We start from the raw sequence: 24,798 nt of genomic DNA, 5'->3' as shown, positions 1-24,798 counted from the left end.
CCACAAGGAGAGTGAGATGGACGATCACGTTGCACGCAGGAAACGGATATTCGGCCTGGGAATGTTAGTTGTCGGTGCAGTGGTATACCTGGTGGGATTGTGGCCAGGCTGTCATACATTAAGCGAAAAGGGATATTTTTTTGCGGCAATCGTCATGTGCGGTTTTCCAGTCTTAATTCGCCAGGAACACACGGGGAATGACCGCTTGCTTTCTCGTTGCAAATCTTTGCTTTTGCTTGGCATCGGCATGGTCGCGGTCGGCGTATTTAACCTGGCGCTGGCGGGTGCGTTGAAAATACTGTGTCTGGTGGCGCTGGGGGTCAGTATATATGGAACCGATCTTTACGCTTCCTACAGTGATGATGAATGATGGCCGGAGCCATCATTGTCGTTTAGCTAACCCATTTCCGTTTATCAATACGCTGTAATAGCATGGAAAGTAGCAGGCTTCCTGTCACCGTCGCGGCAAAAACCCACACGATGTCTAACGGCGGCCAACGTTTTAATTCCAGACCATTAGTACGTAGCGCATGGATAATCAGCGCGTGGAAACCATAAATACCCAGCGAGTGGCGGGAGATAAGCCCCAGTCCAGGTAACGTCCGCGCATTCAGCTTATTTTTAACTACCGTGAACAGTGAGACGGCGCAAATAAACACCATGGGGCCGCAATACAGATACCAGGTATCGGCAAAATTTCCGCGCCAGCGTAATTCATGCAATGTGCCGCGAGAAATAACAAATACCGCGATGATGAACAGGGCAGCGCAGATAAGCGTCAGCGATGGCTTTTGCGTCTCCATCATTCCAATGGCGCGGCCCAGGATACCGTAGAGAATGTAGTAGAACGTGTCGCCGCTGATATACAGATTGATGGGCAACCATTCAACGCCGCCGATTTTTTGCGGCACAGTATTTGGGTTAGCAATAATGCCAATGACCACCATCAGCATCAGGAGCATTTTGCCGCTCACGTTTTTTACCTGGATTAATGGCGATACCAGGTAGATCACCGTAATCGCAAAGAAAAACCACAGGTGGTAAAACACGGGTTTTTGCAGCACATTTTTTAGCGAAAGCTCGACGTTGATCGAAGTAAAAAGTGAAATGTAAGCCAGGGCGACAACGCTGTAAAAGATAAGGCACAGGGCGATACGTAAAAAATGCCGCGGTTGCGCGCAGCGCTCGCCAAAAAAAAGATAGCCTGAAATCATAAAAAACAGGGGAACGCTAACGCGCGAAGCCGAATTCAGGACATTCGCAATATCCCAGTTTAGCGGGCTGACGCTGTGGGCGTTGGTGATGTACCACGTTGTAGTATGGATCATCACTACCATTAAACAGGCGATCCCTCGCAGGTTATCAATCCAGTTAATTTTAGGCTGCATCAGTTCCTCAGCTTCCGTTTCAATAGAGTTCCAGCGCGGTGGCTCACTGGAAAAATCCGACTTTCTACGCTACATCTTGTGATGGCGTAAGGAGATTCGCACAATGTGTCTGTTACCCACAAACCTTAATAATAAGACTGACCAGCAAACCAGACGGTAATAAAAATGACAATGAAGTATTTCTGTTCTGTGATGATAGCCATCGCTCTGGTGGGATGCACAGCGACACCGCCACCGACGCAAAAAGCCCAGCAGAGTAAAGTGAGCCCAACACGCACGCTGGATATGGAAGCATTGTGTAAAGCTCAGGCGGCGCAGCGTTACAACACTGGCGCACAGAAAATTGCTGTTACCGGTTTCGAACAGTTTCAGGGGAGCTATGAGATGCGTGGTAATACCTTCCGTAAAGAGAGTTTTGTCTGCTCTTTTGATGCAGATGGGCAGTTTTTACATCTTTCTATGCGGTAAAAGCCGCGCCTGGTGAGGTGTGATGCCGCGAAATCCGGCAATTTTCGCTAAACAAACCGGTTTCATACTGTATATCTCGCATCCAGCGGGTATACTGGCTCCTTCCTTTAAATCCACACGTATCCAGCACGAAATAATATGCAAAAGTTTGATACCAGGACCTTCCAGGGCTTGATCCTGACCTTACAGGATTACTGGGCTCGCCAGGGCTGCACCATTGTTCAACCATTGGACATGGAAGTCGGCGCGGGAACTTCTCATCCAATGACCTGCCTGCGCGCGCTGGGGCCAGAGCCGATGGCGACTGCCTATGTGCAGCCTTCTCGTCGTCCGACCGATGGCCGCTACGGCGAAAACCCGAACCGCTTACAGCACTACTATCAGTTCCAGGTAGTGATTAAGCCGTCTCCGGAGAATATTCAGGAGCTGTACCTCGGTTCTCTGAAAGAGCTGGGTATGGACCCGACCATTCACGACATCCGTTTCGTGGAAGATAACTGGGAGAACCCGACGCTGGGTGCCTGGGGACTCGGCTGGGAAGTGTGGCTGAATGGCATGGAAGTGACGCAGTTCACCTACTTCCAGCAGGTCGGCGGCCTGGAGTGCAAGCCGGTGACCGGTGAAATCACTTACGGTCTGGAACGTCTGGCGATGTATATCCAGGGCGTGGACAGCGTTTACGACCTGGTCTGGAGCGATGGCCCGCTGGGTAAAACCACCTACGGCGACGTGTTCCATCAGAACGAAGTGGAGCAGTCCACCTATAACTTTGAATACGCCGATGTGGATTTCTTATTCACCTGCTTCGAGCAGTATGAGAAAGAAGCCCAGCAGCTGCTGGCGCTGGAAAACCCGCTGCCGCTGCCGGCCTACGAGCGTATTCTGAAAGCCGCCCATAGCTTCAACCTGCTGGATGCGCGTAAAGCTATCTCCGTCACCGAACGTCAGCGCTACATTTTGCGTATTCGCACCCTGACCAAAGCAGTGGCAGAAGCTTATTATGCTTCCCGTGAAGCCCTCGGCTTCCCGATGTGCAACAAAGACAAGTAAGAGGCGGCCATGTCTGAGAAAACTTTTCTGGTGGAAATCGGCACTGAAGAGCTGCCACCAAAAGCACTGCGCAGTTTGGCTGAGTCCTTTGCTGCGAACTTCACTGCGGAGCTGGATAACGCTGGCCTCGCGCACGGTAACGTTGAATGGTTTGCCGCCCCGCGCCGTCTGGCGCTGAAAGTGGCGAATCTTGCTGAATCGCAGCCCGATCGCGAAGTCGAAAAACGTGGTCCGGCGATTGCTCAGGCGTTCGACGCCGAAGGCAAACCGAGCAAAGCGGCAGAAGGCTGGGCGCGCGGCTGCGGGATCACCGTTGATCAGGCCGAGCGTCTGAAGACCGACAAAGGCGAATGGCTGCTGTATCGCGCCCACGTGAAGGGCGAAAGTACCGAAGCGCTGGTGCCGAACATGGTAGTCACCTCGCTGGCAAAACTACCGATCCCGAAACTGATGCGCTGGGGCGCGTCTGACGTACACTTCGTGCGTCCGGTGCACACCGTGACTCTGCTGCTGGGCGATAAAGTGATTCCGGCGACTATTCTGGGTATTCAGTCTGACCGCGTCATTCGCGGCCACCGCTTTATGGGTGAGCCGGAGTTTACCATTGACAGTGCCGAACAGTACCCGCAAATTCTGCTGGAGCGCGGTAAAGTCATTGCCGATTACGAAGCGCGTAAAGCCAAAATCAAAGCGGACGCTGAAGAAGCAGCACGTAAGATTGGCGGTAATGCCGACCTGAGCGAAAGCCTGCTGGAAGAAGTGGCTTCGCTGGTGGAATGGCCGGTGGTATTGACGGCGAAATTCGAAGAGAAATTCCTCGCCGTGCCTGCCGAAGCGCTGGTATACACCATGAAGGGCGACCAGAAGTATTTCCCGGTTTATGACAACGCGGGCAAGCTGCTGCCAAACTTTATCTTCGTCGCCAACATCGAATCGAAAGATCCGACCCAGATTATCTCCGGTAACGAGAAAGTGGTGCGTCCGCGTCTGGCAGATGCTGAATTCTTCTTCAATACCGACCGTAAAAAACGTCTGGAAGACCATCTGCCGCGTCTGCAAACCGTGCTGTTCCAGCAACAACTGGGCACGCTGCGCGACAAGACCGACCGCATTCAGGCGCTGGCGGGCTGGATTGCCGGTCAGATTGGCGCTGACGTCAACCATGCCACTCGTGCGGGCCTGCTGTCTAAGTGTGACCTGATGACCAACATGGTCTTCGAGTTCACCGACACCCAGGGCGTGATGGGGATGCATTACGCGCGTCACGATGGCGAAGCGGAAGATGTGGCCGTGGCGCTGAACGAGCAGTACCAGCCGCGCTTTGCCGGTGATGACCTGCCGTCTAACCCGGTGGCCTGCGCGCTGGCGATCGCCGATAAGATGGACACCCTGGCGGGTATCTTCGGTATTGGTCAGCATCCGAAAGGCGACAAAGACCCGTTTGCGCTGCGTCGTGCCGCACTTGGCGTGCTGCGCATCATCGTTGAGAAGAACCTGAATCTTGATCTGCAAACGCTGACCGAAGAAGCGGCGCGTCTGTATGGCGACAAGTTGACCAACGCCAACGTAGTCGATGATGTGATCGATTTTATGCTGGGTCGTTTCCGCGCCTGGTATCAGGATGAAGGTTACACCGTCGACACTATCCAGGCGGTACTGGCTCGTCGTCCGACCCGTCCGGCAGATTTTGATGCCCGCATGAAGGCGGTGTCTCATTTCCGCACCCTGGAAGAAGCCTCTGCGCTGGCGGCGGCGAACAAGCGCGTCTCCAACATCCTGGCGAAAGCCACTGAGCCGCTGAACGATATCGTCCACGCCTCCGTACTGAAAGAAGCGGCGGAAATTGAGTTGGCCAGACATCTGGTTGTGCTGCGTGATAAGCTTCAGCCGTACTTTGCCGATGGTCGTTATCAGGAAGCGTTGATTGAGCTGGCTGCTCTGCGCGCGCCGGTGGATGAATTCTTCGAAAATGTCATGGTTAACGCGGAAGAGAAAGATATCCGTATCAACCGCCTGACGCTGTTGTCGAAACTACGCGAACTGTTCCTGCAGGTTGCGGATATTTCGTTACTGCAATAAGCGTTCAGTTAAATAAATAAAAACCTGCTTTCGGGCAGGTTTTTTTATAACGTAAAGAGCGCTAGTCGATTCGCTAATAATTCTGTAACTCATAGACGCGGTTATTTCTATTGATTGGCAAGAAATATTTCAGGAATACATTAACGCTGGCGGTACGGATATTGGCGTTAGAATAGCTGCGGGTGCTTGAGACTGTTTGTCTCAGGTATTCACCAAAAGGCAGACAGAGAAAAGCCCCACCTGACTATACCCAAAATAATTCGAGTTGCTTAAAGGCGGCAAGGGAGTGAGTCCCCAGGAGCATAGATAACTATGTGACTGGGGTGAGCGAGCGTAGCCAACACATAAGCAACTTGAAGTATGAAGGGTATATAAATCAAAAGTGCACTGTGCCCATTATTGATCTCTTCAATAACGAAGTGATCTCCTGCAGTATTTCAGAACGTCCAACCATGCCGATGATCGATGACATACTCATGAAGGCATTTGCCAGACTTGATGCGGGTACCAATCCGGTTCTTCATTCAGATCAGGGCTGGCAATACCGTCATCAATGGTACCAGTATCAGTTACGAGAGTTTGGCATCATCCAAAGTATGTCCCGCAAAGGCAACTGCCTTGATAATGCCTGTGCAGAATGTTTTTTCGGGACTTTAAAATCAGAAAGTTTTTACACCAGTAAATTTAAGGATATTGATGAACTTAAAATAGCTATTGAAGATTACATACGATACTACAATACCCGATGAATTAGCCTTAAATTTAACGGACTCAGCCCGGTTGAATACCGCCTAAAGAGCTATCAAGGCAGAAATTAACAAGGTCTGTACAGGGATGCTATCAGGAAACCTGAACGTCGGTAGATACGCTCACGCAAATGTCTGCTATGAGCGAGGAACGGACGCCCTATTTCACAAAAATTAGTATTGTTCTACAAGTAACTCTCACAATGAGGTTTTATGAAAATCAGAAGGTTCAGTAATGGGGATGAAATATCGTTATTCAGAGTTTTTTTCTCATCTGTACATACGATCGCATCACACTACTACACACGTGAACAAATTGATGCTTGGGCCCCAGCAGATATCGACCTGGAGCGATGGGCCAATCACATTAAGGAATTACAACCTTTTGTTGTAGAGCTGGATGGTGAAATAGCTGGATATGCAGATGTTCAACCAAATGGATACATTGATCATTTCTTTGTATCAGGAACCTATTCAAGACAGGGGGTAGGGACACTACTGATGAATTGCATTCATGAGGAAGCCAGACAGCGTGGAATTAGTGAACTTACTTCAAATGTAAGTAAGGCTGCGGAAGTGTTCTTTCTACGACACGGCTTTCATATAGTGGAGCGAGGCTTTCCTATTTGCCGTGGAGTGACATTACAAAATGCTCTGATGAGGAAATGTTTGGCGAAATAATAGTCAGCCTGCAGAAAGGCAGCATTGTTCTTTTGCCTTGTTGAACTCAGTAAACCGCTACAATGAGCAATTTCCGCTTCTGGCACAAAGCGAACATCAGTATTCAAAAAATGAAAAACGACGACTTGATGTATACCGTTTGCTATACATGGTGGTTGTGCTATTCTTGTAAAGCAAATGCTATACAAGGGGTGTCTCATGAAATCAGATGTTCAACTTAACCTTAGAGCTAAGGAATCGCAGCGGGCGCTCATTGATGCAGCTGCGGAAATCCTTCACAAGTCACGTACAGATTTCATTCTGGAAACGGCCTGCCGGGCTGCCGAGAATGTGATCCTTGACCGCCGTGTATTTAACTTTAACGATGAGCAATATGAGGAGTTCATTAATCTGCTTGATGCACCGGTCGCAGATGATCCCGTTATCGAAAAACTGCTGGCAAGGAAACCTCAGTGGGACGTGTAACAGCACCAGAACCTTTGTCCGCTTTTCATCAGGTAGCTGAGTTCGTCAGCGGTGAAGCTGTGCTCGATGACTGGTTGAAGCAAAAGGGCCTCAAAAACCAGGCTCTCGGAGCGGCCAGAACATTTGTGGTGTGCAAGAAAGACACGAAGCAAGTAGCCGGTTTTTACTCTCTGGCCACCGGTAGCGTCAACCATACAGAAGCGACAGGCAACCTTCGGCGTAACATGCCAGATCCCATCCCTGTCATTATACTTGCCCGTCTTGCTGTCGATCTCTCATTCCATGGAAAAGGGCTTGGGGCTGATTTACTTCATGATGCAGTGCTTCGTTGCTATCGGGTTGCCGAGAATATTGGTGTACGTGCAATCATGGTTCATGCACTTACCGAAGAAGCCAAAAATTTCTACATTCACCATGGTTTCAAATCATCACAAACTCAGCAGCGAACATTGTTCCTTAGGCTCCCTCAATAGAATGCAAAGACTGTTACGTTCAAATCGCTATAAGCGATAATTTGATAGAACGTCCAAGGTTAGATTCAGGAAGAATACGGCAAACAAAATATTGATGAGACAGGAATCCGCGTGATGCAAGAAAGCAACGGAATGGATAATCCGATTGCGGACAATGTTATTTAGTTATAGCCAGAAACAAAAAAGAGCCCATGTATTAAACGGATACTCTTTCTCTGATGCCCCGGTTAATCTGTCCAGGTTTTTGGGGTCAGTACAAAGTGAGGCCACCTCTGCCATTCTTGTGGCGTTATGCATTCTCAAGGCACCCTGTTAATTTTATCTTGTTGGCGCTTTGTAGGCCCGATAACCCATTATGTTATCGGGCATTTTTTTAACGTAATGGTAATTCCGTCAGACAGGTCTGGCTGTCATCTCTGGTGGCAATGGCATGTGACGCCGTTTTACCGTTGTAGCTTACTTCGAGCGTCCCTTCCATATTGCGCGGTAGCCAAACACCGATAAATCCGTTTCGATAGCTTTGCATCTCTTTTTGTACGATGACAGCGCCTTTACTGTCTGTCACTTTTACAGTGAACGGTTTATTCGGCATTTCTCCCTGACAGCCGGAAAGGCTGTGGTTAAAACAGGGGTGTGTCCGCCATTCATAGGGCGCAAAAGAGAGATAGAATTTGTCGCCTAACGGTAGCGTATAAATCTGCTCTCCGTCAGATAATTTGAGCTCGGTGCTGGTAATCGACGCGGAGTAAGGCAAAGGACGGCTCTGCGGAGTTTGATCAATTGTATCCACGATCTGCTCAACCGTTTTTCCCGCCAGCCCATGTTGCGCCAGAAAAGCGGATTCTGAGGATGCCGCAAGCGCGGAGCCGCTGGCGCATAAACCCAAAAGTAATAACCATGATGATTTCGACATAACTTCAATTCCTTGTGAACAATCTCCTTGCCTACTATAGGGGTTCCCCTAAGGGAAAGGTCAAAGGGACGCAGGGTAAAGTAATGCAAAGTTATGCTGGGGGGGGGGAGATGGGGAATTGGAATAAAAAAAATCCCCGCCATCAGGCAGGGATTCAAAATTCTGAGCTTTTTAAGCTTACAGGCTGGTTACGTTGCCAGCTGCCGGGCCTTTAGCGCCGCTTTCGATGGTGAAGGAAACTTTCTGACCTTCGTCCAGAGATTTGTAACCATCGTTCTGAATAGCGGAGAAGTGTACGAACACGTCTTTAGAACCGTCATCAGGAGTAATAAAGCCGAAGCCTTTATCAGCGTTGAACCATTTTACGATACCAGTCATTTTACCGGACATAGTGTATTACCTTTTAAAAAATAAGTGTGCCTTTCGGCGTTATGGCGTGCTTTACAGATTTTTTAAGCGTTAAGGAAATGCGCACTACGAGGGGTATCTAATGGATAACTCTTGAAGGGACTTGCCTTACTAAACTGCTTTAATGGTCTGTACGTCAAACCGTTGAGCACATTAACTCATGTAATGCCGGGTGATGCAACTTTTATTTTACTTTATTTCTCCAGGCCAGTAATCGGGCGGGGGAAACGGCCCTTACGCAGGACCGTTAAAACAGGAAATGGTAAAAATTACTCCATCAATTGCTTACTTAAGCGTGGGTTTGCCTGTATCAGGCGCATCAATTTGAGCTCTGCTGGCGTGGGTTTTTCGCGTTTCGATTCCCATTCCTGAACCATGGCAACCGTTACGCCCAGCGCTCTGGCGAATTCATCTGTTTTTAGTCCCGTTCCTCTCCGTAACTGTTCAAATTCGGTAAAAGGATTGGGTTTTTGCGTCAGGGTGATCTTTCGTGTTTCATCTTTAAAAACAATTTGTTCCAGGCTGCTCAGCAGCTCAAACATCGGATCTTTATATTCCATTGAGAACTCCTGTAAATCACACAGCGGGATCGTGAAATGCATCGAAGCCTCTTAAGAATAGTCGGGAAACTTGCGGGTGGGGGGCGACGCGCCGCCAGGAAGCGCTATCGATTCGTTTCGATGCCTTACGCTACGCGACTTTTAGGACGCTAACAATTTGATCCAGGAAGATATATCCGTCTTTCAGAAAATAATTGTAAAGATTAAAAAAATATTACATCCCCCGCTGGAAAGCTTTCTTGCCGCGTTTTTTATCGCAGTGTCAGGTTAAGAATTAACAATAAAATAACAAATTAAGCATTGATGCAGATAAACATAATTTTCCGCTACAAGATCGCGTGGAAAGGGTATCCTGCAAGCCTGACCTGGACTATCCTTGTAAGCCGTCAGGCACGCAGGTGTCGTTGTGCGCATTTTTGGGTGAAAGGAGTATTAACAATGGCGACAGGTAAGTCCTGCTCTCGCTGGTTTGCGCCTGTTGTGGCGTTATTAATGGTGTTTAGCCTGAGCGGGTGTTTTGATAAAGAAGGCGATCAGCGCAAAGCGTTTGTCGATTTCCTGCAGAATACAGCAATGCGTAGCGGAGAGCGTTTACCAACGCTGACGGCCGATCAGAAAAAACAGTTTGGTCCGTTCGTGTCTGATTACGCGATACTGTATGGCTACTCGCAGCAGGTAAACCAGGCGATGGATTCCGGTCTGCGCCCGGTGGTCGATAGCGTTAACGCCATCCGCGTTCCGCAGGATTATATGACGCAACGCGAGCCGCTGCGGCAGGCAAATGGTTCGTTAGGCGTGCTGGCGCAACAGTTGCAGAATGCAAAACTGCAGGCTGATGCCGCGCATGGCGCGTTAAAGCAGGCCGATGACCTGAAACCTGTGTTTGATCAGGTCTACAAAAAAGTAGTCACCGTGCCGGCAGATGCTTTGCAGCCGCTGATCCCGGCGGCGCAGATCTTTACGCAGCAGTTGGTACAAGTGGGCGATTATATTGCGCAACAGGGCGAGCAGGTGAGCTTTGTCGCGAACGGCATTCAGTTCCCGACCTCACAGCAGGCCAGCCAATATAATGCGTTGATTGGGCCGTTGGCCTCGCAGCATCAGGCGTTTAATCAGGCCTGGACGGCGGCGGTAAACGCGACCCAGTAATGACAGTCTGCCCGATAAGCGCAAGCCAGCGCTTATCGGGCCTGTAGCGTTATCCCGCCGCTTGCGGATTGACGCAGTTCTTCTCTATTTTTCCCTGCAGCGCATCAATCAAATTATCCACCGCACAGGCCATCATGTTGTAGCGCGTCTCATGCGTTGCCGAGCCAATATGCGGCACCGCGACGACATTAGACATGTTCAGCAGGGGGGAATCCACAGATAGCGGTTCATGCTCAAAGACATCCAGACCTGCTGCATATATTTCACCGTTTTGCAGCGCGGCAATCAGCGCGTTTTCATCGACCACCGGGCCGCGTCCGGCATTAATAAAAATGGCGGACGATTTCATTCTGGCAAACTGTGTTGTGCCAAACAGATGTCGCGTTTCTGTCGTTAGCGGCAGGATCACGCAGACAAAATCAGCCTCCTGCAATAACGTATCCAGATCGCAGTAGCGGGCGTTAAACCGGTCTTCCGCCTCCTGATGCCGCCGACGGGCGTGATAGAGAACCGGCATGGTAAACCCAAAGTGCGCTCGCTGCGCCAGCGCCATCCCGATACGCCCCATCCCAACGATACCGAGCGTTTTGTGATGGACATCGACGCCAAACCACGCCGGGCCAATGCTTTCTGTCCATTCACCCGCCTTAACCCGTTCTGCGACGTCCACCACGCGGCGGGCAGTGGCCAGCATCAATGCCATCACCGTATCGGCAACGGTTTCCGTCAAAACGGCAGGCGTGTGCATCAGGACTATTTTGCGGGCAGTAAGGGCGTCCACCTCGACATTATCGTATCCCACCGAGATGGTTGACGCCGCGCGTAGCGCCGGCATTTTTTCCAGCAGCGCGCGGTTAACGGTTTCGCTGGCGCCCAGAAGGCCTTGCGCGCTGGCAAATGCCTGCGCGTGTCGCGCTACCGTTTCCGGATGCAGGTTCGGTACCTGGGTGACGGTAAAATGCGCCTCCAGGCGATGCAGCAAATCATCAGGCAGGGTTTTGTAGAGAATGATGGACGGCTTCATGCGACTCTCCGTAAATCAAAAGGTAAGCGCGGCATGCGCCAACCGGAACAGGCTTATTATTAACCCGTTTAGCAATAATCGACCAGCCGATTTCCCCGCTGTCGGCAGCCGTGTCGTGGTAAATAGTGAATGAATACTGAATAATGCGACGTGTATCCGGTCTGGCGAGGGAATAATGCAGGCCGGGTAAAGCATACCGCCTTACCCGGTACGGTAGTTTACTGCAATGGACTCAAGGTAATTTCGACGCGGCGGTTTTGCGCCTTACCTTCTGCCGTACTGTTGCTGGCGATCGGGTTCGCCGGACCCATTCCGCTGGTACGGATACGGCTGGCGTCGACGCCCTGGGTGATCAGCGAACTGGCGACGGAGTCAGCACGCTGCTGCGACAGACGCATATTCAGATCGTGGCTACCGGTACTGTCGGTGTAGCCCACCACATTGACGGCGGTCTTGGGATACTCTTTTAGCACCATCGCCACGCCGGTCAGCGTGTTAGCGCCTGCCGGTTTCAGCGTCGCGCTGCTGCTGTCGAAGGTGACATTATTCGGCATATTCAGAATGATATTATCGCCGCTTCGCGTCACGCTAACGCCTGTGCCCCGCATTTTGTCACGCAGTTTCGCTTCCTGTACGTCCATGTAGTAACCCACGCCGCCGCCCAGCGCCGCGCCAATCAGCGCGCCTTTACCGCGATCTTTTTTGGAGGAGGAGAGCGCGCCGATGCCTGCGCCGACCAGCGATCCAATACCCGCGCCAATGCCGGATTTACCTGCTTCGCGTTCGCCGGTGTAAGGGTTTGTTGTGCAGCCAGATACTGCCAGGGCGCCGCTCACGATGGCAGCAATCACAAATACACGTTTTTTCATCTTAAATCCTTATCACTTTTTTATTTTTACCACAGCGACCGTGGCGGTTGATTATGACGTCTGCACATGAAGAAAATTCCAGGGAAAACTCTGAAATTTGTAAGTAACATTGATCGGCAAAATAAATAATCCCAATAATTCAGGAGCGAACCTTGACCCACGCACCATCGCGTCATTCGGTATTGACCGCCGCACACTGGGGGCCAGTCCGCGTTGAAACCGACGGAGAACGCATTTTTGCCTCGTATGGCGAACTCCCGACGGCACACCAGAACTCCCTGCAAACCGTTGTGCATGACCAGGTACACAGCAAAACGCGGGTTCGTTTCCCGATGGTGCGTAAAGGGTTCCTGGCTTCTCCCGATAAGCCGCAAGGCATACGCGGGCAGGATGAGTTTGTTCGCGTAAGTTGGGATGACGCGCTGGATCTGATCCACGCTCAGCACAAACGTATTCGCGAAAGTTATGGGCCATCGTCCATCTTCGCCGGCTCCTACGGTTGGCGTTCGAACGGCGTATTGCATAAAGCGGCTACGCTATTGCAGCGTTACATGGCGCTGGCGGGAGGGTATACCGGCCATCTTGGCGATTATTCCACCGGCGCGGCGCAGGCTATCATGCCTTATGTGGTGGGTGGCAACGAGGTTTACCAGCAGCAGACTAGCTGGCCGGTGGTGCTGGAACACAGCGAGGTGGTGGTGCTCTGGAGCGCGAACCCGCTGAATACTCTGAAAATTGCCTGGAACGCCTCGGATGAACAGGGGCTCGACTATTTTGCGGCGTTGCGACAAAGCGGCAAGCGCCTGATCTGCATCGATCCGATGCGATCGGAAAGCGTCGACTTTTTTGGCGATAAGATGGAGTGGATCGCCCCACATATGGGCACCGATGTGGCGTTAATGTTGGGAATCGCCCATACGCTGGTGGAAAACGGTTGGCAGGATGAAGCGTTCCTTGCCCGCTGCACGACGGGTTATGACCGCTTCGCCGACTATCTTTTGGGCACGACCGACGGTACGGCCAAAACAGCGGAATGGGCGGCAGAAATTTGCGGCGTTTCTGCGGTGAAAATCCGCGAACTGGCGGAAATATTTCATCATAACACCACCATGTTGATGGCTGGTTGGGGAATGCAGCGTCAGCAGTTCGGCGAGCAAAAGCACTGGATGATCGTTACGCTGGCCGCAATGCTGGGGCAAATTGGTACGCCTGGCGGCGGGTTTGGTTTTTCTTATCATTTTGCTAACGGCGGAAACCCGACGCGCCGCGCCGCCGTGTTAGCCTCGATGCAGGGAAGCATCCCTGGCGGGGTCGATGCGGTAGATAAAATACCGGTGGCGCGTATTGTCGAGGCGCTGGAAAACCCCGGTGGGTTTTACCAACACAATGGGATGGATCGCCGCTTCCCGGATATTCGTTTTATCTGGTGGGCGGGCGGCGCGAACTTTACCCATCATCAGGATACCAACCGTCTGATTCGCGCGTGGCAAAAACCGGAACTGGTCGTTATCTCGGAATGTTTCTGGACGGCCGCCGCGAAACACGCGGATATTGTTCTGCCTGCGACCACCAGCTATGAGCGCAACGATTTAACCATGACCGGCGACTATAGCAATCAGCATTTGGCGCCGATGAAGCAGGTCGTGTCGCCCCGGTGGGAGGCGCGGAATGATTTTGACGTTTTTGCTGAACTGAGCGAACGGTGGGAAGTCGGCGGTTACGCTCGGTTCACCGAAGGAAAAAGCGAGCTGGCGTGGCTGGAGACTTTCTACAATATTGCCGCCCAGCGTGGCGCCAGCCAGGGGGTGACGCTGCCGCCGTTTGCCGCATTCTGGCAGGCTAACCGTTTACTGGAAATGCCGGAGAATCCCGCCAACGCGCAGTTTGTGCGCTTTGCGGATTTTCGCCGCGATCCTGATAACCATCCGCTAAAAACGGCCAGCGGCAAAATCGAAATCTATTCTGCGCGCATTGCCAGCTATGGTTACGCGGATTGTCCCGGTCATCCGATGTGGCTGGTGCCGGATGAGTGGCACGGGAACGCCGATGCGGGACAGGTTCAGCTACTTTCCGCGCATCCGGCGCATCGTCTGCATAGCCAGCTCAACTACAGTTCATTACGGGAGCGGTATGCGGTAGCCGGACGCGAACCGGTGACGATTCATCCGCAGGATGCGACAACGCGTGGAATCGTCGATGGCGATACGGTACGCGTCTGGAATCATCGCGGGCAGGTTCTGGCGGGCGCGGTCGTTACCGACGGAATTCGGCCTGGCGTTATCTGTATTCACGAAGGCGCATGGCCGGACCCTGAACCTACCGCAGGCGGCATATGCAAAAACGGCGCGGTAAACGTCCTGACAAAAGATCTTCCCAGTTCCCGGCTGGGGAACGGTTGTGCGGGCAACACCGCGCTGGTCTGGTTTGAGAAATATACCGGCCCGGCGCTACCGCTTACGGCGTTTGATCCGCCTGCCAACTCATAATCCAGGTGGGGTGGGCGGTATCCTCCTGCCAGGCGCTATCTTCAATACGAAAACCAAGCGCATGGTAGAAGTTTACGGCGGATTGATTTTTCTGGTAAACCTCAAGGCTCAGCAGAGGAAAACGTTGCTGGACATATTCCAGAAGCGCTTTGCCAATGCCGTGTCTTAACGCGTCGGGGGCGACAAACAGCGCCCCGACAAAACGGGCTTCCAGTACACTGACGAAGCCTTTCAGTTGCCCATTTTCCTCCCATACCCAGGTTTGCGCGGCGGGTAAATAGACGTCGCGTACAATTGCTTCGCTCTCGTGCCAGTAACGTTCTTCGATAAAGGGATGGGCATAAATGGTACTTTTCATCCACAGCGCCAGAATAGACGCCATGTCTTCACTCTGGGATTTGCGAATCATGTTTTTCTCCCGGATGGCAAAAACAGCCGGTAATATGGTCGTTGACCAGTCCGCACGCCTGCATAAAGGAGTAACAGATAGTCGTACCGACAAACTTGAAACCGCGTTTTTTCAATGCCTTAGCAAGCGCATCGGACGCAGGTGTTGAGGTGGGGATCTTATCCAGGCTGGCCGCCTGGGTGATCTGCGGCTGGCCATCAACGAATGACCAGACAAAATCGGCGAAAGACTCGCCGTTTTGCTCCATCGCAAGCCAGGCGCGGGCGTTACTGATAATGGCCTGAATTTTACCGCGATGTCGTATGATGCCCGGGTTCTGCAGCAGGTGTTCGACATCCTCCTCCTGCATAGCTGCGATGCGTACCGGGTCAAACTGATGAAAACAGGCGCGGTAGTTCTCCCTCTTTTTAAGCACGGTGATCCAGGATAAACCGGCCTGTTGGCCTTCAAGACAGATCATTTCAAACAGCTTTCTGCTGTCAGTTTCCGGTACGCCCCACTCGTTATCATGATAGGCAATATAAAGGGGGTCCTGGCTGACCCAGTCGCAACGCTGCATAGACTTCCTCGTTATTGTGGTTACCGCGAAAATTTCCTTCAACCCGCCTTGACGGGCCCGCTAAAAGGACAATAGTTAATACAGGGCTGATGCCCGACATCCTTCATTCAATGACAATAATATCGCCGAATTCGGCTCTACTCTGGAGTCGCGTTGATGATTGTAAGAAAACGCCGTGGTCGCCGGACATTGCGTTGTCTGGCGTGCCTTATGGCCTGCTCGTTTTTTATCAATACCACGTATGCCTGGCAACAAGAATATATCGCTGAAGCGGCTCCGGGACATACGACGGAACGCTATACCTGGGACAGCGATCACCAACCGAATTACAACGACATACTGGCCGAACGTATTCAGTCTACGCAAAATACAGTGGGGCCGGTGCTTAGCCTGGCGGATGAAACCCCGCTTGATGCGACCAGCGGTATCAGTATGGGCTGGAATTTTCCGCTTTCCCGACGCGTGACCACTGGGCCAGTCGCGGCGCTGCATTACGACGGTTCGACGTCATCAATGTATAACGAATATGGCGATAGCGCGACGACATTAGCGCTTACCGATCCGTTATGGCACGCCAGCGTCAGTACGTTAGGCTGGCGGGTAAACTCGCAGTTCGGCGATGTCCGTCCCTGGGCGCAAATCAGCTATAACCAACAGTTTGGGGAGAATATCTGGAAAGCGCAGTCCGGGTTGAGTCGTATGGCCGCAGGAAATCAGGTGGGAAACTGGCTGGATGTCACCGTAGGCGCGGACGTGTTACTTAACCCGCACCTGGCGGCGTATGCGGCGTTTTCTCAGGCGGAAAACAGCGCTACGGATAGCGATTATTTGTATACCCTGGGGGTGAGCGCCAGGTTTTAACGGGATAAACCGTCGCCTGGACTTATTAGAAGTTCAGCTAATACCCTATCTATATATTTACAAAAATATATAGGTCAATCACATTCTCTATAGACACTTTTTGCGCTTCCTGTGGTCTACTTAGCCGCGCTGGTAGACTTTCTCACATCTGCGTTAGCCGCATATTTACCTGTTTGATTAAAGAATCGTTGTACAGGTCGTTTTTATCCCGATTCCCAGGGTTTGTTTGCATGAGATACATTAAATCGATGACGCAGCAGAAACTTAGTTTCTTGCTTGCGCTCTATATCGGTCTGTTTATGAATTGCGCCGTGTTTTACCGCCGTTTCGGCAGTTATGCACAAGAATTTACCATTTGGAAAGGCCTCTCCGCAGTTGTCGAACTGGGCGCCACGGTGCTGGTCACTTTCTTCTTACTTCGTCTTCTTTCACTGTTTGGCCGACGCGTCTGGCGTGTGTTGGCCACGCTGGTGGTGCTGTTTTCCGCTGGCGCCAGTTATTACATGACCTTCCTGAACGTGGTGATTGGCTACGGCATTATTGCGTCTGTTATGACCACCGATATCGATCTCTCGAAAGAGGTGGTGGGGCTGCACTTTGTATTGTGGTTGATTGCCGTGAGCGTGCTTCCGCTCATCTTTATCTGGAGTAACCACTGTCGCTACACGTTGTTGCGCCAGCTACGTACGCCGGGGCAGCGTTTTCGCAGCGCCGCTGTAGTGATACTCGCAGGTGTAATGGTGTGGGCGCCTATCCGCCTGCTGGATGTACAGCAGAAAAAGTTTGAACGGGCGACAGGCATCGACTTACCCAGCTATGGCGGCGTGGTGGCGAACTCCTACCTGCCCTCAAACTGGTTATCTGCGTTAGGGCTGTATGCCTGGGCGCAGGTAGATGAGTCGTCAGACAATAATTCGTTAATAAACCCGGCCAGGAAATTTACCTATGTTGCGCCGAAAGATGGGGATGACACCTACGTCGTTTTCATTATCGGTGAGACGACCCGTTGGGATCACATGGGGATTTTCGGCTACGAGCGTAATACCACGCCGAAGCTGGCGCAGGAAAAAAATCTGGCGGCATTCCGCGGCTATTCCTGCGATACCGCGACGAAGCTTTCTTTACGCTGTATGTTTGTACGGGAAGGTGGGGCGGATAATAACCCGCAGCGTACCTTAAAAGAGCAGAATGTTTTTGCCGTACTCAAACAGCTCGGATTCAGTTCCGATCTGTACGCCATGCAGAGCGAGATGTGGTTCTATAGCAATACCATGGCGGATAATATCTCTTACCGCGAGCAGATTGGCGCCGAGCCGCGTAACCGCGGTAAAACGGTGGATGACATGCTGTTGATTGATGAGATGCAGAACTCGCTTGCCCAGAATCCGGAGGGTAAGCATCTGATTATCCTGCATACCAAGGGATCGCATTTTAACTATACGCAGCGTTATCCGCGCAGCTACGCTCAATGGAAGCCCGAATGTATTGGGGTCGATAGCGGCTGCACGAAAGCGCAGATGATCAACTCTTACGATAACTCCGTGACCTATGTTGATCACTTTATTACCAGTGTGTTCGATCAGCTACGTGATAAAAAAGCGATTGTGTTCTACGCGGCTGACCACGGCGAGTCGATTAACGAACGCGAACATTTGCACGGTACGCCGCGCAATATGGCGCCGCCGGAGCAATTCCGTGTTCCGATGCTGGTATGGATGTCGGATAAATATCTTGCCAGTCCGCAACATGCGCAGATGTTCGCTCACCTGAAACAGCAGGCGGAGATCAAAGTGCCGCGTCGTCATGTGGAACTGTACGATACGATAATGGGCTGCCTGGGATATACATCGCCGAATGGCGGCATTAACCAGAACAACAACTGGTGCCATATTCCCGATGCGCAGAAAGTCGCCGCGAAGTAGGTTGTCTGCCGACTTTCTCGCCGATTGAATTGTATTTTGCGACTAAGGGATTGACGGGCGTGCGCCTGAGCAGTAAGATGCGCCCGCATTCGGTGATTGGCGCAGCCTGGTAGCGCACTTCGTTCGGGACGAAGGGGTCGGAGGTTCGAATCCTCTATCACCGACCAAATTCAGAAACCCTGCTCAATGAGCAGGGTTTCTTTGTATCTGAAGTCTGACGAGGATGAGAACCTCCGGGGGCAAGAGGTTCGACCCGAGCGAAGCGAGAGAACGTTGCGTCAGCAACGGCCCGCAGGGCGAGCCACGCAGTGGCGAGTCATCCTCTATCACCGGCAGGTTGACGCTCGCACCACCAGTTCAGGCATGATCCCGTCGCTGTGACTGACCTTCTTGCCCGCCAGCAAATCAAATAATAGTGTGATTGCCTGTTGCGCCACCTCATCAAGATGCATATTCACTGCCGTCAGCGGCGGCAGCGATTCGCGCGCGCGGGTGCCATCATAGCGGGTGACCACGCGCATCTGATCCGGGATAGCGACTGCCTGTTCCTGAAAAGCGCGTACCGCGCCGCTGGCAAAGGTGTCGATCAGCACCAGCACGCCGTCAACGTCGGGATGCGCCTGTAATAGCTGCTGCGCGGCCTGGTAGCCGGCATTTTCACCCTCGCTTTCATTGAGAGAGTAGACGACGGGGTCCTGGCGCCCTGCGCACCAGCGCTGGTAAGCCGCTTCGCTCTCCAGAACTGATGTTCGCCGTGTGTTACCGACAAATAACGCACATTTGCTGGCACCGGAGGCCTCCAGATGCGTTAGCAGAAGCTGTGCTGTTGCCGCCGAGTGCAGCTCAACCCACGGCACAGGCGTGTCGGTCCCCGGCGTGCGGCCAATGGTGACGCAGGGAATGCCCGCTTGCGCCAGCGCCTGGAGCTGCGGGTCGTTCTCCGCCGGTTCAATCAGGATCGCCGCGTCAAAGCTGACGGCATCCAGTGGATTTGCCCCCGGCGGCACCAGAATCAGCGCATGCTGTTTTTCCAGCGCCATCATCGCGGACGTTAACGCCACCTCCATCATAAATCCCAGTCGTGATGCGCCGGAGGCAATCGCCAGCGGCACCGAAGAGAGCAAAGCAATGGTATTGGTTTTGCCGGTTCGTAACTGGCGAGCGCGAATATTCGGCGTGTAGTTGAGCGCAACAATGGCCTCTTCAATACGCCGTCGCGTCTGCGGCTCGACAAAGCGGGTGTTGTGCAATGCATTGGATACCGTCCCTGGCGAGACGCCTGCATGGCGGGCAACATCAATCAACTTTGCGCGTTTTTTATTTTGAACAGCCATCTGCTTCCTGACCTGCGAAAATTTGCGCACAGGGTAGCATATTTACCAGACGGTAACGTTTGCTTTTTTTCAGTGAGGATCGTAAAAAACTCTTCATTAAAACGTTTTAATGGGGTATTTTGGCGCAAATTTATTCCTCAGGAGGCGATGTGGCACACTTAACTCAGGACTCGACTTTTACCCTTGGACGCCGTCCGGCGGGCCTTATCTACGCTGATAAGGCGAAGAGCTTTGGCGGCTATACGCTTTTTGCGCCGCAAACCGCCGAAGGGCGGGTTTACCTGGTGGACGAGCAGGGCGAAGTCGCGCATCAGTGGCAGCTTCCGGTTCGCGCCGGGCGTGATGCGGTGCTGCTGCCGAACGGTAATCTGGGTTATAACGGCAGCCACCGCACTTCAGCGAACCTCTATCCGGCGTGGGATCTCTGGCACGGCGGCGACTTCTACGAAGTGACGCCGGATAACGAAATCGTCTGGCACTATGAAGACATCTTCCATCACCATGATGCGCAATGGTTGGCGAACGGTAATCTGCTGTATACCGCCGCGTCGCCGTTACCTGCCGATATCGCCGCCCGTGTTACCGGCGGCGACCCGCGCCGCGATGCGCCGGACGGCGTGATTCAGAGCGACGTCGTCAAAGAGGTCAATCGCGACGGTGAAGTGGTCTGGGAATGGCGTGCCTGGGAGCATTTGAATCCGGAAGATTTCCCGATTCATGATATTTTCGACCGCCGCCACTGGCCGATGATTAACGGCCTGTCCGTCACCCGTAATGGCCTGGTACTGATGAGCCTGCGTACCACTTCCGGCGTCATTGCCGTGGATAAAGAGAGCGGGAAGGTTATCTGGCATGCAGGGCCGGAAGTGGTAGCGCAGCAGCACACGCCGGTTGAGATGGAGAACGGGTCGATTCTGGTTTTCGATAACGGCAACCTGCGTCCCGGCGTCACCTCGCCGCATTCCACGGTGCTGGAGTTCGATCCGCAGACCAAAGCGATTACCTGGCAGTATCGCGATATCTTCCCGCCGGCGTTTTTCTCGCCGTATATGGGGAGCGCGCAGCGGCTGGCGAACGGCAACACCTTTATCTGTGAATCGGCGTTTGGCCGCCTGTTTGAAGTTACCCCGGAAGGCGAAACGGTATGGGAATATATCATTCCGTTCTTTAATGAATATCCGGAGCACCTCAGTAAAGGCATTATTCCTGGAAAACAGAACAGCGCCTTCCGTGCGCATCGCTATGCCGCTGATGCCATTAGTTGGTTGAAATAATGCAGACCGCCAGCCCGCGCTGGCGGTTATTTTTTTGATGTTTTATGGGAGTTAATCATGCCGCAGCCTGGCCTTACTACGCCGGATAACGATGCATTACCCTGGCAAACCACCTTACTTTTGGCGCTTCAGCATGTGCTGGTCGTTGCCGCCACCCCCATTACCTCCGTCTTTCTGATCGCCAAAGCGCTCCACTTTACCGATACGGTGACCGCCTCGGTACTTAGCGCGACCTTTCTGATGTGCGGTCTGGGCGCTATTCTGCAAAGCCTGGGTGTGAAAGGGGTGGGCGCGCGTTTGCCGTTTATTATGGTACCGGGGGGCGCGCCGATTGCGATTTTCGTTGCGATCGCTTTACAGACCAATATCCAGACCGCGATTGGCGCCGTAATTCTGACCTCGCTGTTCTACTTTATCGCGTTGCCGATTTTCCGCCGCTGCCTGCACCATTTTCCCCCCTTTATCATTGGCATCATGCTGCTAATGGTGTCGATTAACCTTATTCGCCTGTACGGCGGGTTGATCATTGGCCAGCCAGGGAGCGCCGACTTCGCTCATCCAACCAGTATCATTTTATCGCTGGGGACTATCCTGATAACGCTGATTTTCGCGCTGGCGTTTAGCGGTATTTTGCGCCAGCTGGCGGTGATGTTCGGCCTTTTAGCGGGGACGCTGCTGGGAATGGCGCTGGGCAGCACCGATTTTAGCGGTGTTAGTCACGGGCCGCTGTTTAGTTTCCCACAGCTTTTGCCGTTCGGCTGGCCGATTTTTGATCTCTCCGCCTCGCTGCCTTTACTGATTTACGCGGTCATCTCTATGGCTGAAGCAACCGGGCAAACGATTGCGACCGCGGAAATAGTCAATTCCACGCAAAATGTGCAACAGGCGATTCCACGTACCATTCGTGGTGATGCGGTAATGTCGCTGCTGGGGGGGATTTTTGGCACCTCCTTAATTATCACCTCCGGCGAAAATATTGGGGTGGTACGCACCACTAACGTGAAATCGCGTTTCGTGACTGCGGCTGCCGGAGGATTGTTAATCCTGATTGCCATATTCGCGCCGCTGGTACGTCTGGCGACCTGTCTGCCAGGTTCGGTGGTGTGCGGTACGGCGGTGATTGTCTTCAGCATTATCGGGGTTATCGGCATTGATATGATTGCGCGTGAGCCACTGCATACGCCGGGTAAAACCTACGCGCTGGCGATGGGGCTGGCCATGGGAATGCTACCTATACTGGTACCCGGCCTGTATCAGAATTTCCCGGCGGGCGTACAGATGGTCTTTGGCAACGGCATGGCAGCGGGGACGTTGACGGCGATTCTGGTGAACTCGTTGTTTAACTGGAGCGAAAAGCGCACGCAGGCCAGGGCCAAAAGTTAGTTTTTGTGATCGCGGTAGGCCGCACGACGGCCTACTTATTTACAATTTTGTGACATATTCGATGGTGTTTTTCAATGTCCGGATCACTCTTCTTTGCACACGGCTTATGGATAACCTCAGCATTTTCGCCTGTGCGTTTTAGCGTTAGTGGTATTAATCGCTCAGATAATCAACATATCGAAAGAAATTTTTTCAATTAATGGCTAATTGTTAATCACTAACTGTTGCAAAATATTAAGTGAATAACTCTGCCTTTCTGCCTGTAGCACAAATTTCCCTGCTGAAAATACCCTTCTGAACTTTTTTTAATCTTTGTTTGTTAATTCTCACCGTTGTTGTAAAAGCTGGTTACCTGTATTGACGTTTTGACATTCTATTGACAGATTGTAGGGAATGAGGGGCATTTTATGGAGAATCCGCACTGCAACTCAGTCGATTATGCGAACGGAATCCCCACCTCTCACTACTGACCTGACCAGGTAAAAAACAAAAAAGGCCGGGCGGTAAAAGCCTTTGCAAAGGGCAAAACAACATACATCACAATTGGAGCAGAAGAATGAGTATTTCCTTGAAGAAGTCAGGGATGCTGAAGCTTGGTTTGAGCCTGGTGGCCATGACCGTTGCAGCAAGCGTGCAGGCCAAAACCCTGGTTTATTGTTCAGAAGGCTCGCCGGAAGGCTTTAACCCACAGCTCTTTACGTCTGGCACCACCTATGATGCCAGCTCCGTACCTATCTATAACCGTCTGGTTGAATTCAAAACCGGCACCACGGAAGTGATCCCGGGTCTTGCTGAGAAGTGGGATATCAGCGAAGACGGTAAAACCTATACGTTCCACCTACGTAAAGGGGTGAAATGGCAATCCAGCAAGGATTTCAAACCCACGCGCGAGCTGAACGCCGATGATGTCGTGTTCTCTTTTGACCGGCAGAAAAACGAGCAGAACCCGTACCATAAAGTGTCTGGCGACAGCTATGAATACTTTGAAGGCATGGGGCTGCCGGATCTGATTAGCGAAGTGAAGAAGGTAGACGATCACACGGTGCAGTTTGTGCTGACGCGTCCGGAAGCGCCGTTCCTTGCCGATTTAGCCATGGACTTCGCCTCTATTCTTTCCAAAGAATATGCTGACAACATGCTGAAAGCCGGTACGCCGGAAAAAGTGGATCTGAATCCGGTCGGCACTGGCCCATTCCAACTGGTGCAATATCAGAAAGATTCCCGCATTCTCTACAAAGCCTTTGACGGCTACTGGGGCACGAAGCCGAAAATTGACCGCCTGGTTTTCTCCATTACGCCTGACGCCTCTGTGCGTTACGCCAAACTGCAGAAGAACGAATGTCAGGTGATGCCGTATCCGAACCCGGCGGATATTGCGCGCATGAAAGAAGATAAAAACATCAACCTGATGGAGCAGGCCGGTCTGAACGTGGGTTATCTCTCCTATAACGTGCAGAAAAAACCGCTGGATGACGTCAAAGTTCGCCAGGCGTTGACCTATGCCGTGAATAAAGAGGCCATCATCAAAGCCGTTTATCAGGGCGCAGGCGTTGCGGCGAAAAACCTGATCCCGCCGACGATGTGGGGCTACAACGACGATATTAAAGACTACGGCTACGATCCGGAAAAAGCGAAGGCGCTGCTGAAAGAAGCCGGTCTGGAAAAAGGCTTCACCATCGATCTATGGGCGATGCCGGTACAGCGTCCCTATAACCCGAATGCGCGTCGTATGGCGGAAATGATCCAGGCGGACTGGGCGAAGATTGGCGTTCAGGCCAAAATTGTCACCTATGAATGGGGCGAATACCTCAAGCGCGCTAAAGATGGCGAGCACCAGACGGTGATGATGGGCTGGACCGGCGATAATGGCGATCCGGATAACTTCTTCGCCACGCTGTTCAGCTGCGATGCCGCCCAGCAAGGCTCCAACTATTCAAAATGGTGCTACAAGCCGTTTGAAGACCTGATTCAGCCTGCGCGTGCGACCGATGACCACAACAAGCGTATTGAGCTCTATAAACAGGCCCAGGTTGTGATGCATGACCAGGCGCCAGCGCTGATCATCGCTCACTCCACGGTTTATGAGCCAGTGCGTAAAGAAGTTAAAGGCTATGTGGTTGATCCATTAGGCAAACATCACTTCGAAAACGTCTCTGTCGAATAATTAAAAGAGCGCTGCGCCCCGGTGTTGTGTAGGCCGGATAAGCGCAGCGCCATCCGGCGTAATGCTTTATCCGCGATGCAGTTTGCGTGGGATAAGATTTGTGAGCAATACAGACTCACGGTTCCAGGCCGTG

The 24,798-nt window shown here is 52.2% G+C and carries 23 protein-coding genes, 1 tRNA gene, 1 other RNA gene and 1 pseudogene; 17 read left to right on the top strand and 9 right to left on the bottom strand.

Going from position 1 to position 24,798, the window contains the following annotated elements; all coding sequences use genetic code 11:
* Positions 1-16: 16 nt before the first annotated feature.
* Positions 17-370, top strand: a complete 354-nt coding sequence (locus J4685_RS13200) for a YiaA/YiaB family protein (RefSeq protein WP_000340932.1) — start codon at positions 17-19, stop codon at positions 368-370.
* 22 nt (positions 371-392) lie between these two features.
* Here the strand turns inward: J4685_RS13200 and J4685_RS13195 are convergent, their stop codons facing one another.
* Positions 393-1,388, bottom strand: coding sequence for an acyltransferase (locus J4685_RS13195; RefSeq protein WP_001182589.1), 996 nt, complete (start codon positions 1,386-1,388; stop codon positions 393-395).
* Positions 1,389-1,553: 165 nt separating this feature from the next.
* Here J4685_RS13195 and J4685_RS13190 point away from each other — a divergent pair, with 165 nt between their 5' ends.
* The 7 genes and pseudogenes from J4685_RS13190 (at position 1,554) to J4685_RS13160 (ending at position 7,350) form a co-directional block, all read left to right on the top strand.
* On the top strand, positions 1,554-1,856 hold the full coding sequence (locus J4685_RS13190) for a YsaB family lipoprotein (RefSeq protein ID WP_000178128.1): 303 nt from the start codon (positions 1,554-1,556) through the stop codon (positions 1,854-1,856).
* A gap of 138 nt (positions 1,857-1,994) precedes the next feature.
* Positions 1,995-2,906 carry a glycine--tRNA ligase subunit alpha gene (glyQ, locus tag J4685_RS13185; protein ID WP_001168556.1) on the top strand — a complete coding sequence of 304 codons (912 nt, stop codon included), beginning with the start codon at positions 1,995-1,997 and terminating at the stop codon, positions 2,904-2,906.
* A 9-nt stretch (positions 2,907-2,915) separates the two neighbouring features.
* On the top strand, positions 2,916-4,985 hold the full coding sequence (glyS, locus tag J4685_RS13180) for a glycine--tRNA ligase subunit beta (RefSeq protein ID WP_001291747.1): 2,070 nt from the start codon (positions 2,916-2,918) through the stop codon (positions 4,983-4,985).
* A gap of 314 nt (positions 4,986-5,299) precedes the next feature.
* Positions 5,300-5,803: pseudogene (locus J4685_RS13175) on the top strand (transposase).
* A gap of 141 nt (positions 5,804-5,944) precedes the next feature.
* The gene (locus J4685_RS13170) at positions 5,945-6,412 is read left to right on the top strand and encodes a GNAT family N-acetyltransferase (protein ID WP_000702452.1); all 468 of its coding nucleotides are present in this window, start codon (positions 5,945-5,947) and stop codon (positions 6,410-6,412) included.
* A gap of 177 nt (positions 6,413-6,589) precedes the next feature.
* Positions 6,590-6,877 (top strand): DUF1778 domain-containing protein, encoded by a 288-nt coding sequence (locus tag J4685_RS13165; RefSeq protein ID WP_000965889.1) that lies wholly within the window; start codon positions 6,590-6,592, stop codon positions 6,875-6,877.
* On the top strand, positions 6,865-7,350 hold the full coding sequence (locus tag J4685_RS13160) for a GNAT family N-acetyltransferase (RefSeq protein ID WP_000533909.1): 486 nt from the start codon (positions 6,865-6,867) through the stop codon (positions 7,348-7,350). Before J4685_RS13165 ends, J4685_RS13160 begins: the two co-directional genes overlap by 13 nt.
* Positions 7,351-7,723: 373 nt before the next feature.
* Here the strand turns inward: J4685_RS13160 and cueP are convergent, their stop codons facing one another.
* The 3 genes from cueP to J4685_RS13145 all read right to left on the bottom strand — a co-directional run bounded on the left by cueP (position 7,724) and on the right by J4685_RS13145 (position 9,231).
* A complete protein-coding gene (cueP, locus tag J4685_RS13155) occupies positions 7,724-8,263 on the bottom strand; it encodes a copper-binding periplasmic metallochaperone CueP (protein ID WP_000047148.1) in 540 nt (179 codons plus the stop codon).
* A 177-nt stretch (positions 8,264-8,440) separates the two neighbouring features.
* Positions 8,441-8,653 carry an RNA chaperone/antiterminator CspA gene (cspA, locus tag J4685_RS13150; protein WP_000014594.1) on the bottom strand — a complete coding sequence of 71 codons (213 nt, stop codon included), beginning with the start codon at positions 8,651-8,653 and terminating at the stop codon, positions 8,441-8,443.
* Between the two features lie 287 nt (positions 8,654-8,940).
* On the bottom strand, positions 8,941-9,231 hold the full coding sequence (locus J4685_RS13145) for an HTH-type transcriptional regulator (protein ID WP_000455790.1): 291 nt from the start codon (positions 9,229-9,231) through the stop codon (positions 8,941-8,943).
* Between the two features lie 438 nt (positions 9,232-9,669).
* Between J4685_RS13145 and J4685_RS13140 the strand changes: the two genes are divergently transcribed.
* Entirely contained in the window at positions 9,670-10,380 is a 711-nt protein-coding gene (locus J4685_RS13140) for a DUF3053 domain-containing protein (protein ID WP_000190524.1), read from the top strand.
* A 49-nt stretch (positions 10,381-10,429) separates the two neighbouring features.
* Here the strand turns inward: J4685_RS13140 and ghrB are convergent, their stop codons facing one another.
* Together ghrB and J4685_RS13130 are read right to left on the bottom strand one after the other, a co-directional pair.
* Entirely contained in the window at positions 10,430-11,404 is a 975-nt protein-coding gene (gene ghrB, locus J4685_RS13135; RefSeq protein ID WP_000804679.1) for a glyoxylate/hydroxypyruvate reductase GhrB, read from the bottom strand.
* 218 nt (positions 11,405-11,622) lie between these two features.
* Positions 11,623-12,273 carry an OmpA family lipoprotein gene (locus J4685_RS13130; protein ID WP_000747550.1) on the bottom strand — a complete coding sequence of 217 codons (651 nt, stop codon included), beginning with the start codon at positions 12,271-12,273 and terminating at the stop codon, positions 11,623-11,625.
* Between the two features lie 152 nt (positions 12,274-12,425).
* Here J4685_RS13130 and J4685_RS13125 point away from each other — a divergent pair, with 152 nt between their 5' ends.
* The gene (locus J4685_RS13125; protein WP_000148460.1) at positions 12,426-14,759 is read left to right on the top strand and encodes a molybdopterin guanine dinucleotide-containing S/N-oxide reductase; all 2,334 of its coding nucleotides are present in this window, start codon (positions 12,426-12,428) and stop codon (positions 14,757-14,759) included.
* On the opposite strand, the gene J4685_RS13120 is transcribed toward J4685_RS13125, so the two are convergent.
* Positions 14,728-15,168 (bottom strand): N-acetyltransferase, encoded by a 441-nt coding sequence (locus J4685_RS13120; protein ID WP_000619902.1) that lies wholly within the window; start codon positions 15,166-15,168, stop codon positions 14,728-14,730. The two genes, J4685_RS13125 and J4685_RS13120, sit on opposite strands and share 32 nt — an antisense overlap.
* Positions 15,146-15,727, bottom strand: a complete 582-nt coding sequence (gene tag, locus J4685_RS13115; protein ID WP_001188410.1) for a DNA-3-methyladenine glycosylase I — start codon at positions 15,725-15,727, stop codon at positions 15,146-15,148. The genes J4685_RS13120 and tag overlap by 23 nt, the downstream gene beginning before the upstream one ends.
* 156 nt (positions 15,728-15,883) lie before the next feature.
* Here tag and J4685_RS13110 point away from each other — a divergent pair, with 156 nt between their 5' ends.
* The 4 genes from J4685_RS13110 (at position 15,884) to J4685_RS13095 (ending at position 18,846) form a co-directional block, all read left to right on the top strand.
* Positions 15,884-16,588 (top strand): autotransporter outer membrane beta-barrel domain-containing protein, encoded by a 705-nt coding sequence (locus J4685_RS13110; protein ID WP_000637065.1) that lies wholly within the window; start codon positions 15,884-15,886, stop codon positions 16,586-16,588.
* Positions 16,589-16,818: 230 nt separating this feature from the next.
* Positions 16,819-18,510, top strand: a complete 1,692-nt coding sequence (eptB, locus tag J4685_RS13105) for a kdo(2)-lipid A phosphoethanolamine 7''-transferase (RefSeq protein ID WP_001269251.1) — start codon at positions 16,819-16,821, stop codon at positions 18,508-18,510.
* Between the two features lie 90 nt (positions 18,511-18,600).
* Positions 18,601-18,677 (top strand) — tRNA-Pro (locus J4685_RS13100).
* Positions 18,678-18,712: 35 nt separating this feature from the next.
* A non-coding RNA gene (locus J4685_RS13095) (RtT sRNA) lies at positions 18,713-18,846 on the top strand.
* On the opposite strand, the gene J4685_RS13090 is transcribed toward J4685_RS13095, so the two are convergent.
* On the bottom strand, positions 18,837-19,844 hold the full coding sequence (locus J4685_RS13090; RefSeq protein ID WP_000290709.1) for a substrate-binding domain-containing protein: 1,008 nt from the start codon (positions 19,842-19,844) through the stop codon (positions 18,837-18,839). The two genes, J4685_RS13095 and J4685_RS13090, sit on opposite strands and share 10 nt — an antisense overlap.
* Positions 19,845-19,993: 149 nt before the next feature.
* Between J4685_RS13090 and J4685_RS13085 the strand changes: the two genes are divergently transcribed.
* From J4685_RS13085 to dppA, 3 genes are all read left to right on the top strand, one after another.
* Positions 19,994-21,118, top strand: a complete 1,125-nt coding sequence (locus tag J4685_RS13085; RefSeq protein WP_000940814.1) for an aryl-sulfate sulfotransferase — start codon at positions 19,994-19,996, stop codon at positions 21,116-21,118.
* A gap of 57 nt (positions 21,119-21,175) precedes the next feature.
* The gene (locus J4685_RS13080) at positions 21,176-22,501 is read left to right on the top strand and encodes a uracil-xanthine permease family protein (protein WP_001136078.1); all 1,326 of its coding nucleotides are present in this window, start codon (positions 21,176-21,178) and stop codon (positions 22,499-22,501) included.
* Between the two features lie 556 nt (positions 22,502-23,057).
* Positions 23,058-24,665 carry a dipeptide ABC transporter periplasmic-binding protein DppA gene (gene dppA / locus J4685_RS13075; protein ID WP_000028044.1) on the top strand — a complete coding sequence of 536 codons (1,608 nt, stop codon included), beginning with the start codon at positions 23,058-23,060 and terminating at the stop codon, positions 24,663-24,665.
* Positions 24,666-24,798: the final 133 nt, after the last annotated feature.

The organism is Salmonella sp. 32100201201700099SM, from assembly GCF_017572645.1.
Taxonomy (GTDB): domain Bacteria; phylum Pseudomonadota; class Gammaproteobacteria; order Enterobacterales; family Enterobacteriaceae; genus Salmonella; species Salmonella enterica.
This window is presented reverse-complemented; position numbering and strand designations above follow the sequence as displayed.